The sequence below is a fragment of the Lactobacillus sp. ESL0263 genome (assembly GCF_003692845.1).
Classification (GTDB): domain Bacteria; phylum Bacillota; class Bacilli; order Lactobacillales; family Lactobacillaceae; genus Lactobacillus; species Lactobacillus apis.
The window spans coordinates 145,869-167,614 of the sequence record NZ_REHL01000002.1; the positions used below are offsets into that span (position 1 = coordinate 145,869).

Sequence of the window (21,746 nt, forward strand, 5' to 3'; positions counted from 1 at the left end):
TTTGCATACAGTAAAAGAAATCAATCCTGATGTATATATTTGTAATTGTAGACAAACTGGTCACCTCGGGCAATACAGGAAGTGAATTCAATTGGTTCATTTAACTTATTGAACGAAGTTCGTCTCACATTGAGGCAGGGAGAACCATCTTCAACTTTTAACAGTTTTGCTTCATTTGAAGAAATTAGACTGGCTCTCATGGATTCACTAACAACATGAATGCTTTGATTAAACTCAGTTTTCATAATTGAGTAGAGTGAATTTTTAGAGAGAGCATCAACTGTCAGTGTTGGAAATTTAGAATACGGAAGATAGGTTTCTTCGATCATCATTGGAACATCATCTGCTGTTCGAAGGTATTTGAGTTTAATTACTTTGTCTTGACTAACAACATGGAGTTTAGAAGCAAGTTCCTGATTGGGCGTAAAAACCTTAAACTCTAGTAATTCCATCTTTGGCTTTTTACCAAGCTGCTCCATCTGCTCGGTAAAACTATAGATTTCATTTAATGCGGTTGGAACAGATTTTTCAGATACAAAAGTTCCTTTTCCATGAACTTTATAAATGTATCCTTTCTTTTCAAGTTCATCAAGGGCTTTTCGTACAGTGTATCTGCTAATACTCAAACGCTGTGCAATTTCTCGCTCGCTCAATATTTTTTGATTAGCTCTCATGTTTTCCTGAATATAGGTTTTTATTCGCTTAACCAACTTTTGATATTTTGGCTCTGTAGTGTTTTCGTTCATATTTCCTTCCAAATTATAGGTCCGTACCAATATACGGATATTTATTCACTTAAAGTATAGCAAAAATATAGTATTATTTAAAACTTGATGTTGACATTGATACCGCTTTCAATTATTATTTAGTTAATTGGTCCGGACCATAATTATAGGAGGAAAAGTCGATGAGTGAACCAAATATTTTATTAACAAGAATTGATAATAGACTTATACACGGACAAGTCGGTGTAATTTGGACTAGTTCTTTAGGAGCTAATTTACTATTAGTAGCAAATGACGATGTAGCAAATGATCCTTTACAACAAAAACTAATGAAAAGTACTTCTGAGTCTTCAGGTGCCCAGGTGAGATTTTTTACAATTGAAAAAACCATCAATATTATTGGAAAAGCAGCACCTAGACAGAAAATTTTTATTATTGTCAAAACACCAGGTGATGCAGTTAAGTTGGTCGAAGGGGGAGTGCCAATAAAAGAAATAGACGTTGGTAATATGCACTTTTCAACTGGAAAAGAAAAAGTTACAGACAAAGTCTATGTTGATCAAAAAGATAAGGACGATTTAATGAAGTTGGTGCATGCTAACGTTAATACCTATATTCAGGATGTTCCTGGAGAAAAGAAAACACCAATTGATTTTAAATAGGAGATAAAAATGCAAATAACTTTACTTCAAGGGATTTTGCTTAGTGTGTTCGGTGCTATTGCAGGTGTCGATTCATACACTGAAGCTCTCTACATCTTTAGGCCAATCATTAGTTGTGCCATCACTGGTGTGATTCTTGGCGACCCTATGACAGGATTATTAGCAGGGGGAATTGCTGAATTAACTTTTGCTGGTTTAACTAATGCAGGTGGAACACAGCCACCAAACCCAGCAGTTTGCGGAATTATGACAGTAGTAATTGCGCATACAACCAGTGTTTCACCGGCCACAGCTGTTGGACTTTCGCTACCATTTGCAATGTTGATGCAATACATCATTTTAATGTACTATTCGTTGTTTTCAGGTTTTATGCCAGGACTAGATAAGGCAGCAGAAAACGCAGACACCAAAAAGTTCAATCGTTTTATTGGGTTTTCTGTTGTAGTAATGGCACTCACATTTTTCGTAGTTATTTTCTTGTCAGCATATGCTGCTCAAGCACCTATGGCTTCACTTGTCAAAGCAATGCCAACTTGGTTAATTCATGGCTTTGAATTAGCAGGTGGGGTTTTACCAGCAGTTGGTTTTGCAATGCTATTAAAAGTTTTACTCAGAGTAAATTATGTTCCATATTTGCTATTAGGCTTTGTAGTCGCTAGCTTTATAAACTATTCTAATGTACTGCCTGCTGCAGTTATTGGAGCAGTTTTCGCAATGATTGATTTCTTTAATAATAAACAAAACCAGAAGCTACAAGCTCAGATAGATGAAGTTAGAGAAAATGGGGGTAGCGAAGATGGAATCTAAGGCAAATCAGAAATATACCAAGGTTAGCAAAAGTGATATTACCAAGTTAGGCTTAAGAGCGTCCTTATTCCAACTAGGATTTAACTATGAACGTATGCAGGCTCCAGGATGGACATGGAGTCAGATACCAATTTGGAAGAAAATTTTTGGTGATGATAAAGAAGCAATGTCGGAAGCAATGGTCGACAATATGAACTTTATCAATACTAGTCCTCCACTTGTTTCCATTTTGTTGGGATTACTAACAAGTATGGAAGAAAAAAGAGTTGATCGAAAAACGATTAGTGGATTGAAAAACGCATTATTTGCTCCCTTAGCTGGAATCGGAGATGCAATCTACTGGTTCACTATTATGCCAATTGTTGGTGGAATTTGTGCTTCGTTTGCTTCTAAGGGCAACCCATTAGGACCGATTATTTTCTTCTTAGTTTATTTAGCAATCTTCTTATGTCGAATTCCTTTTGCCCACTTAGGTTATGACATGGGAACAAAAGCAATTGATGTAATTCAAGAAAACTCGACTATCATTTCTAAATCTGCCTCAATTATGGGATTAACAGTAATTGGTGCATTGATAAGTTCGTACGTTACCTTGTCTTTAAAGGTAAAGATAGGCAGTGTTTCATTACAGAAAGATTTTCTTGATAAAGTCTTTCCAAACATTTTGCCATTAGGATTTACTTTCTTCTTATATTGGCTACTTAAGAAAAAGGAAGTTTCACCAATTGTTTTGATTGCGATAGTCTTTGTACTGTGTATTGCATGTTCATGGTTAGGAATTATGTAATTGGAGCGAAATGCACAAATGAATAAAGCAAAAGTTATTGTTGTTGGTCATGGTAAATTTGCCTCATCTCTTCAAAATTCATTGGAACTTTTTGTAGGTACACAAAAAGAAGAAAATTTCATTGATTTTACAAAAGAAATGAGCGAGGCAGATCTTTACGAAAAGATTAGCAAACAAATAAATGATGGTGAAGTTATTATTTTTACAGACTTAGTTGGTGGAACACCATACAAAAAGGCTGCCGAAATAGCATATAAAAATAAAAAAGTTGGTGTAGTTTCTGGGTGTAATTTGAGTTCGTTACTAGAAACTACATACAAAGAATATAAAAATAAAGAAGAATTTATGCAGGACTTAGTTGATATTACTAGGAAAACTGCACAAATTTTTGAAAATGACGATACAAGTGAAATAAACGAGAATGATGATTTCTCGGACGGAATATAAAAGGGATTATTTATTGTTATGAAGAGTATGGAATATTATATAAAGTCAGAAGCAGAGAACTACAGTAAGATACTGAATAATTATCAACAATTACTGGACAAGCTTGTTGAAAAATACAAGGCAAACAAAGATAAATATAGTTCAATTGTTTTGTTTGCAACAGGCTCAAGTTCTAACGCTGCTTATGGAGCAGTACCATATATGACTGAAAGATTGGGTATTCCTGTTTATGTAGAAGAACCATCAATAGCGGCTAACTATCACAGCAATTTTAGGGATGATATTCTTTATATTGCTATCTCACAGGGTGGGCACAGTGCATCAACAATTAAAGTTGTAAAAGAACTAGTGGATAAAAACATAGACGTTTTTGTTTTGACAAGTGATTTGGAAAGCCCAATTGCTAAAACAAACGCTTCAATGATTTCGATGGGATTTGGAATTGAAGAGATGCCATATGTAACACTGGGCTATAGTATCACAATTCTGTTACTTATCCTGTTTGCAGCAGAAGCATCCTACCAAACTGGTACTATAGCAAAGGATCTTTATGAAGAGGATAAGAAAGAACTAGGAATAATAGCAGATAATTTACCCTCAGTTGTGAACCTTGCAGAAGAATGGACAAACCAATATTTAGAACAAAATACTGATATTGAGAGACTCTTCTTCATTGGCTATGGAGCAGCATATGGTGTAGCACGTGAAGGTGAAACAAAGGTGACGGAAACAGATCATATTACTGCTCAAGGAAAAGAGCTTGAAGAGTATATGCATGGACCATATATTGGATTACACAATTCTGATCACTTTATTTTCATTGAACCGCAAGGTAAGTTGGAAGAAAGATCTCAAAAACTAGAAAAGTTCCTGAGGCTACACTCTGAGCATATTACAGTCATTGCTAAGAATAAGGTTTTAAATCCAAAAGACGAGGTACTAGACCTGAAGATTAATGTTAATGAACTGTTTGCAGCTCTATTTATGACAATTCCAGTTCATTTACTTGCATTCAAACTATCAAAAGTAGTAAATAACAATTTGGAAGTCATAACTTATCCAGAATTCGATGAGATCACAGCTTCTAAAATATAAATAAACACATAAGGCGACTAGCTTTAAATAAAGTTAGTTGCCTTTTTAATACTAAAATTTATTTTTCTCCATTTTGTCGTGTAGATACATAGTGTCTGTAATAACAAAAAGCAAACTGATATTGGGCTACAAAAGACAGCAGTAGAAAGATTGCATAAAAGGCTTAAATTGACAATAAAATTTATGTAATTTCAGCACAATAACTTATATTAACTAATCATTTTTTGATTTGAAGTAAAAATAAAAAGCTCTGAAAATATTATTCCAGAGCTTTTATTTTAGAATTCTTATACTAGTAACATAGCATCGTCTTCAACTTCAGCACCAACTTGCTTTTGGAATAATTCCATTAACTTAGGCACTGTTAAGCTTTGCTTTTCTTCACCTGCTAAGTTAACTGCAACTTTTCCTTGATGCAACATAATTAGTCGATTACCGTAACGAATAGCGTCTTCCATGTTGTGTGTAACCATGAAAGCAGTTAGCTTTTGGTCATTAATTAGCTTTTCAGTTAATTCCATTACTGTAATTGAAGTTTTGGGATCAAGAGCAGCAGTGTGCTCATCAAGTAAAATTAAATCTGGCCGTTGCAATGTGGCCATTAATAATGTAATTGCTTGACGTTGACCACCTGATAATAAACCAATTTCTGTATCCAAACGGTTTTCAAGGTTAAGTCCTAACTGAGCGAGTTGTTTTTTGAAGAACTTGCGATCCTGCTTTTTAACTCCCGGACGAAAGCCACGTCTTTGTCCACGTTTCATTGCCAAGGCTAAGTTTTCTTCTACTGTCAATCTTACTGCTGTTCCCATTTTAGGGTCTTGAAAAACTCGGCTTATATTTTTAGCACGCTTGGTAACAGGCAATTTGGTAATATCAGTTCCGTTTAAAATGATTTGTCCTTCTTGGACCGGAATGGTTCCAGCAATACTGTTTAGTAAAGTGGATTTACCAGCACCATTACTACCGATAATGGTAACAAAATCACCAGCCTCTAAATCTAAATTAACGCCGCGCAGCACTCTGTTTTCATTAACGGTGCCACTTTCAAAAGTTTGGTGTAAATTTTTAATCTTTAGTACTTCTGGCATGATTTTTTCCTCCCTTTAGATTACGCGGTAAATGGAAATTAGGTAATACAAGACAAACAACTAGAACTAAGGCAGAAGCCAATTTGGCATCTGCAGGTTCAACGTTCATCTGGAAAACTAGCGCTAAAATCAAGCGGTAAATAATTGCACCCAAGACTAAAGTTAGTAAACGTCCCCAGATTGGCAAGTTGCGTACAAGAACTTCTGCGATAATGATTGAAGCTAAACCGATAACTAGGGTACCTACACCAGAGTTTAAGTCTGCAAAACCATTATTTTGGGCAAGTAACGCACCGGAAAGAGCAATACAACCGTTAGAAATCATGTAACCTAAAATCTTCATTTGTTCAGTTTTGATACCATTTGCGGCACTCATTTGTGGATTATCACCAGTTGCACGCATTGCTAAACCAATTTCAGTTCTGAAGAAAATTACAAGTAAAGCTATTACTAGTAGGGCAATGATTAATCCCATAACGATAACTGCATTATTTCTGGATAAGCCCCATTTTTGCGCGATTGAGAAAATTGTTTCTTTACCTAAGAGAGAAACATTAGCGGCATTTTGCATGACTCTTGAAGTAATCGAATACAAACCAGTCATTGTGATGATTCCGGCCAATAACGATGGAATTCGTAATTTAGTATTTAAAACTCCTGTCACTAGTCCTGCAATTAAGCCACCGCCAAAAGCTGCTAGTGTAGCTATAAAGGGGTCAACACCTTTAACTAGACACATTGTGGCGATTGCTCCGCCCAAGGGAAAACTGCCTTCTGCGGTCATATCGGCCAAGTCAAGAATCCGAAAAGTTAAGTATACGCCAATGGCCATTAGTGACCAAAGCAATCCTTGTGAGGATGCTGAGAGAAGTAATTCCCAAAAAGTATTTAACATTGTTCTACATTCACGCTACCTTTCTGCTATTTATTTAGGGGCTTTAATGGAATTAGGATCAATTCCAAGTGCTTTAGCCATCTTTTTGTTAACAACTAATTGTAATTTTTCTGCTTTTTCAACTGGCATATCAGCAGGTTTAGCTTTACCATCTAAAATTTTAGCGGCCATTTTTCCTGTTTGTTCGCCAAGTGATTCATAGTCGATACCGATTGAAGCTAAACCACCAGTTTTAACTTGGTCGGTTGAGCCGGCAACCAACGGAATTTTCTTTTCTTTAACAACTTTACCAATGATTGAAGCAGCTGAAGCAAAAGTATTGTCAGTTGGAACATAGATGCCTTGAACTTTTCCTGTCAAAGTTTCAGTTACTTGTTGAACGTCATTAGTTGTATTAGCTGTCTTAACTACTACTTTTACACCAGCTTTTTTAAGAGCTTTGATTGCTAAATCTGCCTGAATCTTTGAATTTGATTCACCGGCATTGTACATAACACCAATTGTTTTAGCTTTTGGAACAATTGATAAAAGCAATTTAATTTGCTTGTCAATTGAAACCATGTCGGTTGTACCAGTAATATTTCTGCCTGGTTTTGCGTTTGAATCAACTAACTTAGCAGCTTTTAAATCCGTTACGGCAGTTACAACTACTGGGATATCTTGAGTTGAGTTAGCCACACTTTGTGCTGCTGGAGTTGCTATTCCAAGAATTAAGTCTGACTTCTCGTTCACAAGTTTTTCACTCATACTCTTTAAGTTGTCTTGACTATTTTGGGCATTTTGGTAGTCAATCTTAAGGTTTTTACCTTCAACGTAGCCACCTTTTTTGAGACCCTTTTTAAATCCAGCATATGCTTTGTCAAGGGATGGGTGTTGTACAACTTGCAAAACCCCCACATGCTTAACTTCTGAACTGTTATCAGCTTTTTTATTATTGCTGCATCCACCCAATAAGAGTAATCCGGCTAAACTTAGCCCCGCCATTAATTTTTTGATCTGCATTTTGCAATCCTCCATAAAAAAATACCCACTTACTTCTAAGTGGGTATCACAAAAATTATTTTGTAATTTTAATAGTTGCGCTTAGCCACTTAAAAGTTATGTGGCTAACCCGTAAACAAATCGCTCTAGCCATCATAGATAAACTCAAACTTGCGTTTTGTTTGAACTCACCTTGATGAATTCAAACACTATCTAAAGTAGCTAAAGTAATAACGGTTATTCAGTTGTGAATTTTGACAAATATTCATTATCAAATACCTCCAACCTTGATGAAAAAATTATAGGAAAAAAAGAAGAAAAAGTCAAGTTTTGTAATAGTTGTATCTGGAAAAAGGGAAGGAGAGTGTTTTAGTCGAATAAAAAGGTCGCTGATATCAGCGGCCAGAATTATACTTCTTACAGTTATTTAGGGGCTTTAATGGAATTAGGATCAATTCCAAGTGCCTTAGCCATTTTCTTGTTGACAACTAACTTCATGTCATGAGCTTTCTCAACTGGCATGTTAGCTGGCTTAGCTTTACCAGCTAAAATCTTAGCTGCCATTTTTCCAGTTTGTTCGCCAAGTAATTCGTAATCAATTCCGATTGAAGCAAGTCCACCAGTTTTAACCTGATCAACTGAACTTGCCACTAGTGGCACTTTCTTTTCTTTAACAACTTTACCAACAACGTCTGCAGCGGAATCGAAAGTATTGTCGGTAGGAACGAAAATACCGTCAACCTTTGAAGCTAAAGTTTCAGTTACTTGTTGAACATCGTTAGTTGAATTAGCTGTCTTAATTAAAACTTTGACTCCTGCTTTTTTTAGGACAGCTGTAGCTAGATCTGCTTGAATTTTTGAATTTGACTCCCCGGCATTGTACATAATACCGATTGTTTTAGCCTTGGGAACAATTGATAGAAGCAGCTTAATCTGTCTCTCAATTGAAACCATATCAGTGGTCCCAGTAACATTTTTCCCAGGTTTAGTATCGGACTTAACTAGCTTAGCTGCCTTTAAGTCGGTGACTGCGGTAACCACAATTGGGATATCTTGACTAGCATTTGCCAAACTTTGAGCAGCAGGAGTTGCAATACCAAGCATTAAATCGGATTTCTCATTAACCAATTTTTCACTCATACTCTTCAGATTATCTTGATTATTCTGTGCATTCTGGTAATCAATCTTAAGGTTTTTGCCTTCGACATAGCCTTCTTCCTTTAACCCCTTTTTAAAGCCCTTGTATGCTTTGTCTAAAGAAGGGTGTTGAACGACTTGTAAAACACCAACATGTTTTACATTTGAACTATTATCAGCTTTTTTATTATTGCTGCAGCCTCCTAATAATAGTAATCCAGCTAAACTTAATCCTGCCATTAATTTTTTGATTTGCATTTTGCAATCCTCCATAAAAAATACCCACTTATTTCTAAGTGGGTATCATTAACTGATTTGTAAATTAATTATTAGTACTATTTTGCTCTAATAATTAGCCACTTAGAAACCTATGTGACTAATTACACTCAAAAAGCTATAGCCATCATAGATAAATTCAAACTTTTCAGTCTAAATTCATCTAGATGAACTTAGACCTTATCTATAGTAGCTATAGTAATAACGGTTATTCTGCTGTAATTGTTGACTAGAAATCATCAAATTACCTCCAAACCTTTAACATGGTCAGCATAAAATATTAATAAAAATGTGTCAACTGAATCTAAATATATGCGGCAGTGCAAAAGGCTTATTAATTAGTGTTTTCGCATAGGAAAAATATTTTTCAAAATATTTTTAGTTTTTTGCAATAGAAAGCGCTATTATTTATAACTAGAATACAAGTAATATAGTTATTTACTAAATTAGAAGGAGAAAAGCCGATGACAAGATTGCAAAAAATGGTCTTAAAACCGAAAGAGCAGTTAGTTACGCGGCTTTTTTTGTCACCTAAACTTCAGCAAAACCTAACTGTTTTATCTTATAGCACCTATGATTTGGTTAGTGCAATGAAGGAGTTAAGCGAGAGTAATCCCTTTGTTTCATTGGCTGAATCTAAGAGTGAAACTCATAGCCTGGAATGGATTGGTGATACTGAAAGTGAAAGCTTGCCCGATCATCTTTTATTACAGGTAAGGATGAGTGACTGGAGTAGTAGGGAAAAGAGTGCTGTTAGGTTACTAATTTATAATTTGGATGATGATGGATACCTACGCGTCAAATTAAATGAACTTGCTCAAGCATCAGAATTTTCACTTGCAGATTTGGAGCAAGCAAAAGTACTATTACAAAGCTTAAATCCATGTGGGGTTGGTGCAAGTAGTCTAAATGAATGCCTGTTAATTCAAGCTCGTCAAAAAGAGAACTTTGATGAAACTGCAATGCAAATTTTACTTTCTGACAGTTTGGAATTACTTGCGGATCCACAAAAATGGGAGCAGTCAGATTTTTCGGCTAGTCAATTAACTCAGGCACTAGCTAACATTCAGACACTAAATCCGACACCAGCAAGTGAATATGTGACTGAGCAAAACGTTCAATATTTGCTACCTGATTTGATTTTTAAAGTTGAAGATGGACGACTAACAATTGAAACAGCGAAGTCACAAATTCCCGAATTACTATTTGATGAAAAAACTTACAAGGAATTAAAAACACAATCTGATCAAGGTAAATATTTTTCGCAACAACGTCAAGATTATTTAGAAATGAAAAATGCAATAGACCAGCGGCAACAAACTATCCTTCGCTTGGGAGAATATGCTGGTGAATATCAAAGAGCATTTTTAACTACAATGCAAACGCAAGAATTAAAACCTTTAGGCTTAAAGGATGCGGCTAATGCATTGAACTTAGCTCCAAGTACGATTAGTAGGGCAATAAAGGACAAGTACATCCAGTGTCAGAATAAAATTTTTAGTTTAAAAATTCTATTTCCACGCAAAGTTACGACCGATTTATCTCAGGCACGAATTGAGTATGATTTGCAAAAGTTAATTGATCAAGAAAGTCCTCAGCAGCCATTAAGTGATCAGCAATTAGTCGAACATTTTGCGGATCACGGTGTTACTTTGAGTAGGAGGGTAATCGCGAAATATCGTAAAAAACTAAATATTCCCAATAGCTATCAGCGTAAAAGAGACTGACAAAAGTAAAAGTTTTTCTGACTTCTATTTATTAATTGTTTAGAATATGGAATATAGAGCTTTTAGATGAGAGTAAGATGTCCATGAAAAAACTTTTGACAACCATTTCGGCAGGATTTGCATTAGGATTAGGTCTAATTGCATTGTCATATAGTGCAGTTACGATATCAGCAGCCACTTCACCTAGATTACAATTACGACAGAATTCTTATGTTTATTCCATATCTGGCAAAAGAAAGGGCAAAATTGTTCTAAAAAGAGGGACGTATTTACGTGCTTTGAGCAAGAAGGCAATTAAGGGTAAAAAATACTATAGAATTGGTAAAGGCCGTTATATTAGAACAAATAACGCAGTAATTGTACCTGAAGAAGATAAAGATCCAGTTTTATTTTCAGTTTACTTGAAATATGACGCTGAGCTTTATACAAAGCCTAATGGTGACAATTCACTTTATACACTGATTGGAAAGCAAAGCGTCTATGAAACATATACAGACAGTGATGGACATATATGGTACCGACTTAAGTATCATAACTGGGTTAAGGCCAGTGACACACAAAAGTCAAAACCAAAAGAAAATGAAGGCATACCAACATCTGACAACTGGGATAATCCTTCTGACAATACGAGTATTGAAGAAGAAGAGAATAAAGACAATCCGTTTCCATCAGGTACCTCACTTGATAAGACTACTATCGAAGATACAGGTAAGTACTTTGAATCATTAGTTAATGAGTGGCGTACACAGCAAGGTATATCTACTAAGATAACTTATACCACTAAGTATTATGATTATAACGTTTCTAGAGGTATGCAAGTAGCACAGCACTTTGACAAATACAATGAGCTCAGTCATGACGGTTCAAAACCTGGTGGTGAATTAATCTGCATAGTTTCCTATGATGCTCCTCAAAAAATGGCTCAAGATGCTTTTCGCAAGTTTGTTTATGAAGATGCTAAGGCTGGAAATGCCCATAGAGATCATTTGAAGAAGCCTAATCTAGGAAATTTTGGAATTGGATTAGGAGTCTCACATTACAACGAATATAACTCAAATGCCATTTGTTTTGTTGTAAGTACAAGTAATTAAATCATAAAAAGTGCCCTCCAATAGTCGACTTTGAAGTCTAACTATTATGGGGGACACTTTTGCTTTATCAAGTATTTATTCTATTAATTTAAGGCAAGTCATTGCCAGCAGCTAGGTAAATATCGTACCATTCTTGAGCTGTTAGTGAGATGTCTGCACCTTTAGCACTGTCAACAATGTGTTCTGGTGTCATTGTTCCAATAATTACCTGACCAATTGCTGGGTGACGTAGTATCCAGGCAGCTGCAATTGCGTTTTTGGAAACGCCCTTTTTATCTGCTAATTTTTGTAATGCGTCGTTAACTTCTGGGAACTTAGGGTTGCCGATAAAGTTACCTTCAATTTGACCATATTGGAATGGCGACCAAGCTTGAACTGTCATATTGTGTAAGCGTGAATAGTCTAAGACACCGCGGTCGTGGTCAATGCTGCGAGCATCGGTCATATTAGTGTGGATGTTAAAGTCAATTGGGCCAGTGTGCATGACACTCAATTGCAATTGATTAATCAGCAATTTTTGACTTAAACCTGCTTGCAATAATTCGACTTGCATTGGGTTAAAGTTGGACACACCAAAATGACGCACCTTACCATCTTTTTGCAGTTCATCAAACGCAGCTGCAATTTCGGCAGGATCCATCAATGCATCTGGACGATGCAAAAGTAGGCTGTCTAAATAGTCAATTTTCATGCGAGAAAGAATGCCATCAACACTTTTAATGATATGTTCTTTTGAAAAGTCATAGCGAGTTGTCTTGTAGTTTTGCGATTCATCCTCAAAAATTCCGGTTTTTGATTGAATGTAAAAATCATCACGACTAAGTGAGGACTTTTCCAAAGCTTCGCCAAAAATTTCTTCTGATTTGCCATGACCATATATGTCTGAAGAATCAATAAAGTTAATTCCTGTGTCATGAGCAGTTTCTAATGCTTTAACAGCTTCATCAACTGACAGCTTGTTCATCCGCATTATCCCAAATGCGATTGCAGAAGCACTAAAGTTAGTGTTACCAATTTTTATTTGTCTCATAATGTACCTCCTAATGCTTAGTATAGTTCATGAAAGATAAAAAGGGTTGAAATCATTTTTTAATTTTTGCTGAAACTTCGTTATATAATCTAATTATTTTTTAAATTTAAGTTCATCTTTAATAGAAAACAGCTATAATGAGAGATAACAAATTTTTTAGATAATACCTTAAATTACTTTCTAGGAGGACAAATATCATGAGTAATAAGATCGGTATCATAGGTGATGGTCATGTTGGTAGCACAGTAGCACATCAATTACTTGTTTCAGGTTTGGTTGATGACTTGGTTTTAATTGATGTAAATGAGGCAAAAGTCACTGCGGATGAGCTTGATTTCCAAGATGCAATGGCTAACTTGAAGCATCACACCAACATTGTAATTAATGACTATTCTGCCTTAAAAGATGCCGATATTATTATTAGTGCTTTTGGTAACATTAGTTTAGAAGCTGGTGGCGAGCGGTTTGCGGAATTAAACTATAATAGAGAACGAATTGGGGACATTGCTGCTTCAATCAAAAAGAGTGGTTTTGATGGCATTTTGGTCGCAATTACTAATCCTGTTGATGCAATTACTAATATGTATCAAGAATTGACTGGTTTACCTAAAAAGCATGTCATTGGAACGGGTACACTTCTTGATACTTCAAGAATGAAAAGAGCTGTTGGCTCGAGGTTGAACGTTGATCCTCGTTCAGTTGAAGGCTTTAACTTAGGTGAGCATGGCAACTCGCAATTTACTGCTTGGTCAACTGTTAAAGTTTTGGAGCAACCAATTACGGAGTTGGTTAAAGACAAGCCGTGGAAGCTTGAAGACCTAAATGATGAAATTAAGTTTGGCGGTCAAACTGTTTATAAGGGTAAGCAATACACCAACTATGGGATTGCAGCAGCAGTTACTAGATTAGTTGAAACAATTGAAAGTGACGCACGCACAGAGCTTCCAGTTTCAAATTACCAAGAGAAATACGGTACTTACTTATCATATCCAGCAATCGTTGGTAGGGATGGCATAGTTCAACAAGTCCAATTGGCTTTAACTGATGAAGAAGAAAAATTGCTGGCAAAATCGGCAGAAACAATTAAAGAAAAATCGAAATAAGTATTTTTTGCTAAATGATGGCTAATTAAGCCATCATTTTTCGTATTTAAAAAATCAAGGACTAAGCCGCTTTTTTAATGTATTATTATAGTAATTACAGTTTGTTTAGGAGAAGAAAATGAGTCAAAAAAAGAGTGACTACATATTAGGTCTCGATATCGGGACAAACTCATGCGGGTGGGCTGTAGCTGATAAGAAGAATGCACTTTTAAAATTACGTGGTAAAACTGCAATCGGTTCACACTTATTTGAAGAGGGACATTCCGCTGCAGATCGTCGCGGCTTTAGAACTACACGCCGTCGTCTTAAGCGAAGAAAATGGCGTTTAGGATTGCTAGAAGAGATTTTTGCGGAGCCAATGGCTGAAGTTGATCCGGCATTTTTTGTTCGTCTTCATCAATCATGGGTTTCCCCCCTTGATAAAGACCGACAAAAATACGCTGCAATTGTTTTTCCAACTGCCAAGGAAGATGCAAAGTTTTATCAGAAATATCCGACGATTTACCATCTGCGTCAAGCCTTAATGACAGAAAATCGTAAATTTGATTTACGGGAAGTTTTTTTGGCAATGCACCACATTGTTAAATACCGTGGCAATTTTTTACAGGATACGCCTGTAAAAAACTTTGAAGCTTCTAAAATAGATGTAGTATCAGTATTAAATTCAATTAATGATGCTTTTAATAATAAAGCGGATGAAGATTGCGAAAAGCTAGAATTAAACTTAAAAAATGCACATGCTGTTGAAGAGGTAATCAAGGGTAAGGACCCAGACAAAACGACTTATAAAAAGGATAAAGTCAAAAAGATTGCGTTATTGTTACCGGCCTCTACTGATAAAAATGCAAAAAATGTGTCTAAGCAGATTGCCAATGCCATTATGGGCTATAAAACGCAATTTGAAACTATCCTGGCTAAAGAAATCGATAAAAGCGATAAAGCAAGATGGGAATTTAAACTTAGTGATGCGGATGCAGATGAAAAATTGGATGCAATACTCCCAGAACTAGATGAAGATGACCAAACTATTATTGTTGAAATTAAAAAGTTATTTAGTTCAATTACATTGAGTACTATTGTTGATGAAGGTAGGAGTTTATCTGCATCAATGGTAAACAAGTACAATCAGCATAGATGTGATTATAAATTACTAAAAATAGTGATTGATGGTCAAGCAGATCGACAAAAGGCTAAAACATTACGGCTTGCTTATGACTTGTATGTTAATAATCGTCATGGTCACTTATTAGAAGCCAAGGCTGAATTTAAGCAAGATGGTGCTTTAACTAAAGAAGATTTTTATAAAGTAGTTAAAGAAAATCTTGATGATTCCAAGGCGGCTAATCAAATTTTACAAGAAATTGAAACTGATACTTTTATGCCTAAGCAACGCACCAATGATAACGGTGTTATTCCATTTCAGCTGCATCAAATTGAGTTAGATAAGATTATTGCTAACCAAAGTCAGTACTATCCGTTTCTAGCTACTGAGAATCCTGTTGAAGATCATCGAAAGCAGGCGCCATACAAATTAGATGAACTAGTTAGATTTAGAGTGCCGTATTATGTTGGCCCGATGGTTACTACGCAGGATCAAGAGGAAACTTCTGGTAAGAATTTTGCTTGGATGGTAAGAAAAGAACCTGGACAAATTACGCCTTGGAATTTTGAGCAAAAAATAGATCGACAAGAATCAGCTAACCGTTTTATTAAGCGAATGACTATTAAAGACACATATCTTTTAGGTGAAGACGTTTTACCTGCAAATAGTTTACTTTATCAACGATTTGAAGTCTTAAATGAATTAAATAATCTTAGAATTAATGGAAAGAAAATAAGCGTAAGTCTTAAGCAGAATATTTTTAACAACTTATTTAAAAATAAGCGGACGGTTACTACTAGAGCACTAATTACTTATATCAAGCAACATGAAAATATAATGATTGTAAAAATTGATGGATTAGCAGACCCAGCTAAATTCAACTCTAGTTTATCAAGTTACTATCATCTAAAAGGCTTAAAAGTATTTTCTGATCAATTAGAAGATCCTAAATATAGTTCGGACTTTGAGAAGATAATTGAATATTCCTCAATCTTTGAAGATAATAAGATTTTTCAAGAAAAACTACATGAAATTAGTTGGTTATCTCAAGATCAATTTAAGGCGTTATCAAATTGGCGTTTGCAAGGTTGGGGTAGACTTTCGAAAAAGCTATTAGTTGGTTTACGTGATCAAAATGGCCAAAATGTCATGGAGCAGCTTTGGGATAGTCAAAAGAACTTTGCAAAAATTATCACAGAGCCTGATTTTAAGAGTGCAATTGCCCAAGAGAATCAACAAATAACTAAGGAAAACGGAGTAGAAGAAATTTTAGCTGACGCTTACACTTCACCAGCTAATAAAAAGGCGATTAGGCAAGTTGTTAAAGTTGTGGAAGATGTAGTTAAAGCTGCTGGAGCCGCACCAGCTCAGTTTACAATTGAATATACACGTGAACCACAAAAAAATCCGAAGTTATCCCAAATTAGAGGCAGTCAGTTACTTAAGATCTATCAAGATGCTGACAGTGAACTTATTGACCAGAGCTTAACCGATGCCCTGAAGGATGCAATTAAAAGCAAAAAACTAGTGAAAGATAGATACTTCTTGTATTTCATGCAGGCAGGGCGTGATGCATATACGGGCGAGAAAATTGATGTTGATGAGTTATCGTCATCTTCGAAATATGATATTGACCACATTTTGCCACAAGCATTTATTAAGGATGATTCATTAGATAATCGTGTACTGACTGCTAAAGCAATAAACGCAGAAAAAGCTGATGATGTCCCGTATAAAAGATTTGGCAACGATGTTGTTGCCGATTTGAATATAAAAATCAACGAACTATGGCGTCAATGGCAAGCAATCGGCCTAATAAGCAAGTACAAACTTAATAATTTGATTCTGGACCCTGATAAACTAAGCAAATACCAAAAAGAAGGCTTCATTAACAGACAATTAGTGGAAACGAGTCAGATAATTAAATTAGTATCAGTTATTTTACAAAATAAATATCCTGATTCAGAAATTATTACAGTTAGGGCGAGAGATAACTCGGCACTACGCCAACGACTAAATCTGTATAAAAGTAGAGAAGTTAATGATTATCATCACGCAATTGATGCTTATCTATCAATTGTTTGTGGCAACTTTTTATATCAAGTTTATCCTAAGTACCGCCCATTTTTTGTCTACGGTAAATATAAAAAGTTTAGTGAAGATCCTCAATTACAAAGAGAGGCTATTAACAATTTTAAGGGTTTTAACTTTTTATGGCCGTTGCTACAGAAAGACAATAACGAACGTAAGGCTCCAGAAAAAATTCTAGAAAATAATAGTGATAGAGTAGTCTTTCTTAAACACCCAGATATTTTTGATAGACTTTGTAAAGCTTATAACTATAAATATATGTTGGTTTCCCGCGAAACGACTACCGAAAATAGTGGATTGTTTAATATGACTGTTTATCCACGTCAAGAACGTGATCGTAAAAAGACTAGAAAGTTGATTCCGAAAGGTAAAAACTTGGATCCGACAATTTATGGTGGTTATAGTGGTAATGCAAATGCATATATGGTTATTGTCAAAATTGAAAAGACTAAGGAAGACATTTATAGAGTTGTTGGAGTACCGATGCGATTTTTAGCTAGATTACAACAAGCTAAAAAGCAGGGAAAGTATAATTATGAACTACATAAAATTCTTGAGTCTTTAATTATGCTCGATAAAAGTGGAAAGCCTAAACGAGGTCTTAAAGGATTCAGAATAATAAAAGACCATGTTCATTTTAAGCAAGTTGTAGTGGACGGCGATAAAAAGTTCATGCTGTATTCTGCTAGCTACCAAGTTAATGCAAAACAGCTTACCTTGTCACAAGAGACTATGAAAATTGTCACTGATAATATGAATCAAAAAGAAGATAACGAAGACCAGCTCTTAGTGAATGCTTATGATGAAATCTTGTCTAAAGTTGACCTATATTTACCATTATTTGATACAAACAACTTTAGATTAGGGTTACATAATGGTAGAACAAAATTTATTAACTTAACAGTTAAAGATAAGAAGCACACCATAACTAATATCTTAAATGGATTACATGATAATCTGATGGCTTCTGATTTGAAGAACTTAGGAATTAAGACACCATTTGGAGTAATGCAAACAGCTGCTGGTGTGGTTCTTTCATCTAATGCAGTATTAATTTTTCAATCGCCAACCGGCTTATTTGAAAAAAGAGTAAAAATTACGAATTTATAGAAAAATAGAGAGTTAGGTTTAACTAGCCCTCTATTTTGCGCATAGAAATCAATTTTATTTATCTTAAGTAAAGGAGTAGCATCTGCTTGTTCATATGAAAACCATGCTACGAAGTAGGAATAATAGATTATATCTTTTATCAGTGATTACTGACAATCTGGGTAGTGCTTTAATGGCATTTGTATTACCTTTGATGGTACTTGATATTACAAAAAATGGTCTCCATTTATCAATTATTTCCGTAATCCAAACACTGCCTGTTTTAGTTTTAGGGCTTCCTGTTGGAGCAGTAATAGATAAGCTTGATGTAAAAAGAGTTCTTATCGTTAGTGATTTAGTTAGACTAATTAGTTACCTTGTTCTGACAAGTGCTTTAGCAATGAATTTGCCGGTAAAATTCATGATTTTAATTATCTATATAGTTTCTCTGGTAGTCAGTATTACTAATGCGTTCAATACGGTATCAGAAGTTACATTCGTTTCTTTCTTAGTCGAAAAAAAGGATTTTGCTGAATTAAACAGTCTGATCTATGGAATACAGTATGCGACGAATTTTATACTACCGATTGTTGGTGGAGTGCTATATAAATTTGTTTCTCACAGTCTTTTGATTGCAATCTGTTCATTTTTCTACTTAACTAGCCTTTTATTAGAAAAAGAAATACAAGTAAAAACTGTATCTAATGCTTCTAATGAATTTTCAACTCTTAAATCAGCGGGTAAAACGGTAACTGCGGACATAAAAGAAGGACTGAGCTATACAATTAAGCTTCCTTCTGTACTATATCCACTAATTTTGACTGCTTTAGTTAATATTGCATCAGCGAATTTTGATAACGATAGTTTAATAGTATTACGTGCACAAATTGGCCTTTCTTCTGAAAGTATTGGTACTATTTCAGCAATTGCGGCTGTCAGTGCTTTAATAGGTACTTTGATTGTAAATAGACTTAATGAAAGGGTTGGCTTCAATTTACTGCTACCCATGCTAGTTTTTATGGCTGCCCTTTTCAGAGTAATTTTTGCATTAAACAAAAATTTACTAATATTAACTGTCGCCATTGCATTTATCTCAATCATTAAATCAATTATTAACATTAGCATAATCACTAATAGACAGGAGCATGTTGAGCAAAAGTATCTTGGACGAGTTACGAGTATATATAAAACCGTCCTAATTGGAGTGAATTCTTTGGGCTACCTTTTTGGAGGTCTTGTAGCAAAAAAATTAGGTTCAAGATCTGGAATAGGTGTGTCAGCATTTGAACTTTTGATTATTGCTGTAATCAGTGTTTCTTTGATGATAAAAACTAAGCAGGACTGATTTTTGGACTAAAAAATTGTTTTCAGAATTTTATGCACAAAAAAACCTCCGCTATAGAGCTGAGGCAGGACGGTAATAATACCGCGTTGAAACTTCATATCTTAAATGATATGTCGTTTGATTTTAAATCTGGTTGTTAAATCAATAATGATTAGTTGCTGGGAGCTACCCAGCAACTTCATCTTAACATTTATTTTGGAAAATACAAGGAGAATTGTATGGGATGGAGATCAGGCATTATCACACAACATGCCAAGTTAACCTACTCAATGAATATGATGATTGTGCAAACGCATGATGGCATTAACCAAATTCCAATTGAAGATATTAATTTGCTACTTGTTTCAACAACGCAGGCAGTGATTACAAGTGCATTAATTAGTAAATTAGCTCAAAATCAAACTAAAGTAGTTTTTTTGTTGATGAAAAGTATAATCCAGTTACAGAAACGGTTGATTATTACCCTGGGGCACGTAATGCTAATAAACTAAAACTACAGTTTAATTGGCATCAAAGTCAAAAAGAATTATTGTGGACTAAAATTGTTAGCACCAAAATTAAAAATCAAATTGCTGTTTTGAGCAATTATCAATTAAAGACAGATACTGTTCAAGCTGAGTTAGATAAGTTGGAACTAAATGACGTGACCAATCGTGAGGCAAGTTCTGCACGTAAATATTTCATGCTTTTATTTAATAAAGACTTTGTTAGACGAGATACTAGTGCGGTAAACGCGGCTTTAGATTATGGTTATGCTATTTTACTTTCAAGTTTTACACGGGAAATTGCTGTAAATGGTTACCTGTCTTACTTTGGCATTCATCATTGCTCAAATGATAATCAATTTAATTTAGTTTGAGACTTAATGGAACCTTTTCGTCCGTTTGTCGATTATTGGGTAAAGGCACACGAAAAGATTCAGGAATTAACGCCAGATATAAAATATGGTTTAGTAGAACTTTTAAGTTTAGAAATTATTTTTAATGGTAAAAAAACGATTCTAACTAATGCAATTACAACATATGTAAGAGGATGTTTGAAGTTCCTAAGTGATAATGAAAATAATGCCTTACCAGAAATGGAGATAAGTTTAACTAATGAGGTACCGAATAATGCGCTTAATGATAATGTTTGACGTACCAACTGAAACTGCTCAAGAAAGAAAAGAGTACCGTCAGTTTCGTAATGGTACAGTTTTCTGTTTATGTAAGAGTTTGTGTAACTAGGCAGACTGCAAAATTCTTAGAAAAGCGGGTTGAAAATTTCTTGCCTCATGGTGGGCTGATTCAATCACTAATGGTAACAGAGAAACAATATAATGATATGCGTTTCTTAGTCGGAAAGCCCGTCGAAGACGTGCGCAATACTTCTGATCGGACGGTGATTCTATGATTCTGTCATATTTGACATACAAAAAGTGGACTTTACCAGATTCAGGAGTAACAGTTATTACTTTACAAAGTCCAATTGCATATCGTGATTTAGTTCAGGGATTTAAAAAAGAAAACAGTTTGCTGCTTTGTAGCGATAGAGACTTTAATTCTCTAGAAATAACTAAAACTTTTGATTTTGTAGGTGACCTATTGCTTAGTGAAGACATTTCAAAAAGATATTTAACTTTTGTAGTTAATAATTATGTAAAGACTATAGACGAAGAAAACAGAAATAAAGCCTTTAAAGCTTATTATAACCTAGGGGCTGTATTGCATGATTCACTTTTACTAGAAGATCTTCCTATGGACATTGACTTTAACAAAGATTTGAAAAAGCTATTAAAGTTGTTGGAAATTCATTTTGATAGGAGTGTATTAACCAATCCATATGCTACAATAGAAACTGTTCTAAAAATTCATCAGAATTATGATTTGGGGACAATTCCTGTATTTTTTGTAATGTAGCGCATTATTTTGATGAGCAGGAATGGCAAGAGGTAGCTAATCTTGCTATGGAAGTAAATTCAAGTGTGATTTTTCTTGAATTTACTAATCCTCAAAATTTGAAAATATCTAAAAATATTACTTGTTATTATATAGATCAAGATCTAGTCGATTGGTACTAACTGCTATATTAAAATTTGATGATAAAAAATCGGTTCTAGATGGTTGTTAAATCAATGATGATTAGAACGGAGTGATATTTATAAGAAATGAACATTAAGTTTTAGATGGTTGTTAAACCAATGATGATTAGAACCCCATGTCTTTGAGATACTTCATTAATTGGGTTTTAGATGGTTGTTAAATCAATGCGATTAGAACACGATTA

The 21,746-nt window shown here is 34.8% G+C and carries 18 protein-coding genes, 2 pseudogenes and 1 CRISPR repeat array (1 of these 21 only partly in view); of the genes and pseudogenes, 14 read left to right on the forward strand and 6 right to left on the reverse strand.

The window, feature by feature from the left end; all coding sequences use genetic code 11:
* Positions 1–20: 20 nt before the first annotated feature.
* Positions 21–746, reverse strand: a complete 726-nt coding sequence (locus F5ESL0263_RS01160; protein WP_122034222.1) for a GntR family transcriptional regulator — start codon at positions 744–746, stop codon at positions 21–23.
* A gap of 161 nt (positions 747–907) precedes the next feature.
* Here F5ESL0263_RS01160 and agaB point away from each other — a divergent pair, with 161 nt between their 5' ends.
* The 5 genes from agaB to F5ESL0263_RS01185 are packed head-to-tail and all read left to right on the forward strand — an operon-like array spanning position 908 to position 4,523.
* Positions 908–1,387 (forward strand): PTS galactosamine transporter subunit IIB, encoded by a 480-nt coding sequence (agaB, locus tag F5ESL0263_RS01165; RefSeq protein WP_074425999.1) that lies wholly within the window; start codon positions 908–910, stop codon positions 1,385–1,387.
* 9 nt (positions 1,388–1,396) lie between these two features.
* Positions 1,397–2,194, forward strand: coding sequence for a PTS galactosamine transporter subunit IIC (agaC, locus tag F5ESL0263_RS01170; protein WP_074425998.1), 798 nt, complete (start codon positions 1,397–1,399; stop codon positions 2,192–2,194).
* A complete protein-coding gene (agaD, locus tag F5ESL0263_RS01175) occupies positions 2,184–2,981 on the forward strand; it encodes a PTS galactosamine transporter subunit IID (RefSeq protein WP_122034224.1) in 798 nt (265 codons plus the stop codon). Before agaC ends, agaD begins: the two co-directional genes overlap by 11 nt.
* 18 nt (positions 2,982–2,999) lie before the next feature.
* Entirely contained in the window at positions 3,000–3,428 is a 429-nt protein-coding gene (locus F5ESL0263_RS01180; RefSeq protein WP_122034309.1) for a PTS sugar transporter subunit IIA, read from the forward strand.
* A 27-nt stretch (positions 3,429–3,455) separates the two neighbouring features.
* On the forward strand, positions 3,456–4,523 hold the full coding sequence (locus F5ESL0263_RS01185) for an SIS domain-containing protein (RefSeq protein ID WP_233558437.1): 1,068 nt from the start codon (positions 3,456–3,458) through the stop codon (positions 4,521–4,523).
* A 287-nt stretch (positions 4,524–4,810) separates the two neighbouring features.
* Here the strand turns inward: F5ESL0263_RS01185 and F5ESL0263_RS01190 are convergent, their stop codons facing one another.
* The 4 genes from F5ESL0263_RS01190 to F5ESL0263_RS01205 form a co-directional block, all read right to left on the reverse strand.
* On the reverse strand, positions 4,811–5,614 hold the full coding sequence (locus tag F5ESL0263_RS01190; protein ID WP_109715082.1) for an ABC transporter ATP-binding protein: 804 nt from the start codon (positions 5,612–5,614) through the stop codon (positions 4,811–4,813).
* Positions 5,592–6,509: an ABC transporter permease gene (locus F5ESL0263_RS01195; RefSeq protein WP_122034228.1), complete on the reverse strand. Its 918-nt coding sequence runs from the start codon at positions 6,507–6,509 to the stop codon at positions 5,592–5,594. The genes F5ESL0263_RS01190 and F5ESL0263_RS01195 overlap by 23 nt, the downstream gene beginning before the upstream one ends.
* Before the next feature lie 30 nt (positions 6,510–6,539).
* The gene (locus F5ESL0263_RS01200; protein WP_122034230.1) at positions 6,540–7,511 is read right to left on the reverse strand and encodes an ABC transporter substrate-binding protein; all 972 of its coding nucleotides are present in this window, start codon (positions 7,509–7,511) and stop codon (positions 6,540–6,542) included.
* 402 nt (positions 7,512–7,913) lie between these two features.
* The gene (locus tag F5ESL0263_RS01205) at positions 7,914–8,885 is read right to left on the reverse strand and encodes an ABC transporter substrate-binding protein (RefSeq protein WP_122034232.1); all 972 of its coding nucleotides are present in this window, start codon (positions 8,883–8,885) and stop codon (positions 7,914–7,916) included.
* 482 nt (positions 8,886–9,367) lie between these two features.
* Between F5ESL0263_RS01205 and rpoN the strand changes: the two genes are divergently transcribed.
* Positions 9,368–10,630, forward strand: coding sequence for an RNA polymerase factor sigma-54 (gene rpoN / locus F5ESL0263_RS01210; protein WP_122034234.1), 1,263 nt, complete (start codon positions 9,368–9,370; stop codon positions 10,628–10,630).
* Positions 10,631–10,713: 83 nt separating this feature from the next.
* Positions 10,714–11,721, forward strand: coding sequence for an SLAP domain-containing protein (locus tag F5ESL0263_RS01215; protein WP_158593009.1), 1,008 nt, complete (start codon positions 10,714–10,716; stop codon positions 11,719–11,721).
* Positions 11,722–11,809: 88 nt separating this feature from the next.
* Here the strand turns inward: F5ESL0263_RS01215 and F5ESL0263_RS01220 are convergent, their stop codons facing one another.
* The gene (locus F5ESL0263_RS01220; RefSeq protein WP_122034238.1) at positions 11,810–12,751 is read right to left on the reverse strand and encodes an aldo/keto reductase family oxidoreductase; all 942 of its coding nucleotides are present in this window, start codon (positions 12,749–12,751) and stop codon (positions 11,810–11,812) included.
* Between the two features lie 197 nt (positions 12,752–12,948).
* Between F5ESL0263_RS01220 and F5ESL0263_RS01225 the strand changes: the two genes are divergently transcribed.
* From F5ESL0263_RS01225 to csn2 (F5ESL0263_RS08760), 7 genes and pseudogenes are all read left to right on the forward strand, one after another.
* Positions 12,949–13,854 carry an L-lactate dehydrogenase gene (locus F5ESL0263_RS01225; protein ID WP_122034240.1) on the forward strand — a complete coding sequence of 302 codons (906 nt, stop codon included), beginning with the start codon at positions 12,949–12,951 and terminating at the stop codon, positions 13,852–13,854.
* 118 nt (positions 13,855–13,972) lie between these two features.
* The gene (gene cas9, locus F5ESL0263_RS01230; protein ID WP_122034242.1) at positions 13,973–18,157 is read left to right on the forward strand and encodes a type II CRISPR RNA-guided endonuclease Cas9; all 4,185 of its coding nucleotides are present in this window, start codon (positions 13,973–13,975) and stop codon (positions 18,155–18,157) included.
* Positions 18,158–18,260: 103 nt separating this feature from the next.
* On the forward strand, positions 18,261–19,481 hold the full coding sequence (locus F5ESL0263_RS01235) for an MFS transporter (protein WP_255409595.1): 1,221 nt from the start codon (positions 18,261–18,263) through the stop codon (positions 19,479–19,481).
* A gap of 218 nt (positions 19,482–19,699) precedes the next feature.
* Positions 19,700–20,616: pseudogene (gene cas1 / locus F5ESL0263_RS01240) on the forward strand (type II CRISPR-associated endonuclease Cas1).
* A pseudogene (cas2, locus tag F5ESL0263_RS01245) lies at positions 20,594–20,873 on the forward strand (CRISPR-associated endonuclease Cas2). The pseudogenes cas1 and cas2 overlap by 23 nt, the downstream one beginning before the upstream one ends.
* Positions 20,870–21,379 (forward strand): type II-A CRISPR-associated protein Csn2, encoded by a 510-nt coding sequence (gene csn2, locus F5ESL0263_RS01250; RefSeq protein WP_122034245.1) that lies wholly within the window; start codon positions 20,870–20,872, stop codon positions 21,377–21,379. Before cas2 ends, csn2 (F5ESL0263_RS01250) begins: the two are co-directional and overlap by 4 nt.
* Positions 21,364–21,540, forward strand: a complete 177-nt coding sequence (gene csn2 / locus F5ESL0263_RS08760; protein ID WP_122034247.1) for a type II-A CRISPR-associated protein Csn2 — start codon at positions 21,364–21,366, stop codon at positions 21,538–21,540. The genes csn2 (F5ESL0263_RS01250) and csn2 (F5ESL0263_RS08760) overlap by 16 nt, the downstream gene beginning before the upstream one ends.
* Positions 21,541–21,572: 32 nt before the next feature.
* Positions 21,573–21,746: direct repeats of the CRISPR family, unit length 36 nt (it continues 455 nt past the right edge of the window).

Bases quoted from the DNA above. Each gene is read 5' to 3' on its own strand.
- F5ESL0263_RS01180 (WP_122034309.1), top strand. From the start codon at position 3,000: ATGAATAAAGCAAAAGTTATTGTTGTTGGTCATGGTAAATTTGCCTCA.
- F5ESL0263_RS01190 (WP_109715082.1), bottom strand. From the start codon at position 5,614: ATGCCAGAAGTACTAAAGATTAAAAATTTACACCAAACTTTTGAAAGT.
- F5ESL0263_RS01185 (WP_233558437.1), top strand. From the start codon at position 3,456: ATGGAATATTATATAAAGTCAGAAGCAGAGAACTACAGTAAGATACTG.
- F5ESL0263_RS01215 (WP_158593009.1), top strand. From the start codon at position 10,714: ATGAAAAAACTTTTGACAACCATTTCGGCAGGATTTGCATTAGGATTA.
- F5ESL0263_RS01220 (WP_122034238.1), bottom strand. From the start codon at position 12,751: ATGAGACAAATAAAAATTGGTAACACTAACTTTAGTGCTTCTGCAATC.
- agaD (WP_122034224.1), top strand. From the start codon at position 2,184: ATGGAATCTAAGGCAAATCAGAAATATACCAAGGTTAGCAAAAGTGAT.
- F5ESL0263_RS01235 (WP_255409595.1), top strand. From the start codon at position 18,261: ATGCTACGAAGTAGGAATAATAGATTATATCTTTTATCAGTGATTACT.
- F5ESL0263_RS01195 (WP_122034228.1), bottom strand. From the start codon at position 6,509: ATGTTAAATACTTTTTGGGAATTACTTCTCTCAGCATCCTCACAAGGA.
- F5ESL0263_RS01205 (WP_122034232.1), bottom strand. From the start codon at position 8,885: ATGCAAATCAAAAAATTAATGGCAGGATTAAGTTTAGCTGGATTACTA.
- F5ESL0263_RS01200 (WP_122034230.1), bottom strand. From the start codon at position 7,511: ATGCAGATCAAAAAATTAATGGCGGGGCTAAGTTTAGCCGGATTACTC.
- agaC (WP_074425998.1), top strand. From the start codon at position 1,397: ATGCAAATAACTTTACTTCAAGGGATTTTGCTTAGTGTGTTCGGTGCT.
- csn2 (WP_122034245.1), top strand. From the start codon at position 20,870: ATGATTCTGTCATATTTGACATACAAAAAGTGGACTTTACCAGATTCA.
- agaB (WP_074425999.1), top strand. From the start codon at position 908: ATGAGTGAACCAAATATTTTATTAACAAGAATTGATAATAGACTTATA.
- F5ESL0263_RS01160 (WP_122034222.1), bottom strand. From the start codon at position 746: ATGAACGAAAACACTACAGAGCCAAAATATCAAAAGTTGGTTAAGCGA.
- cas9 (WP_122034242.1), top strand. From the start codon at position 13,973: ATGAGTCAAAAAAAGAGTGACTACATATTAGGTCTCGATATCGGGACA.
- F5ESL0263_RS01225 (WP_122034240.1), top strand. From the start codon at position 12,949: ATGAGTAATAAGATCGGTATCATAGGTGATGGTCATGTTGGTAGCACA.
- rpoN (WP_122034234.1), top strand. From the start codon at position 9,368: ATGACAAGATTGCAAAAAATGGTCTTAAAACCGAAAGAGCAGTTAGTT.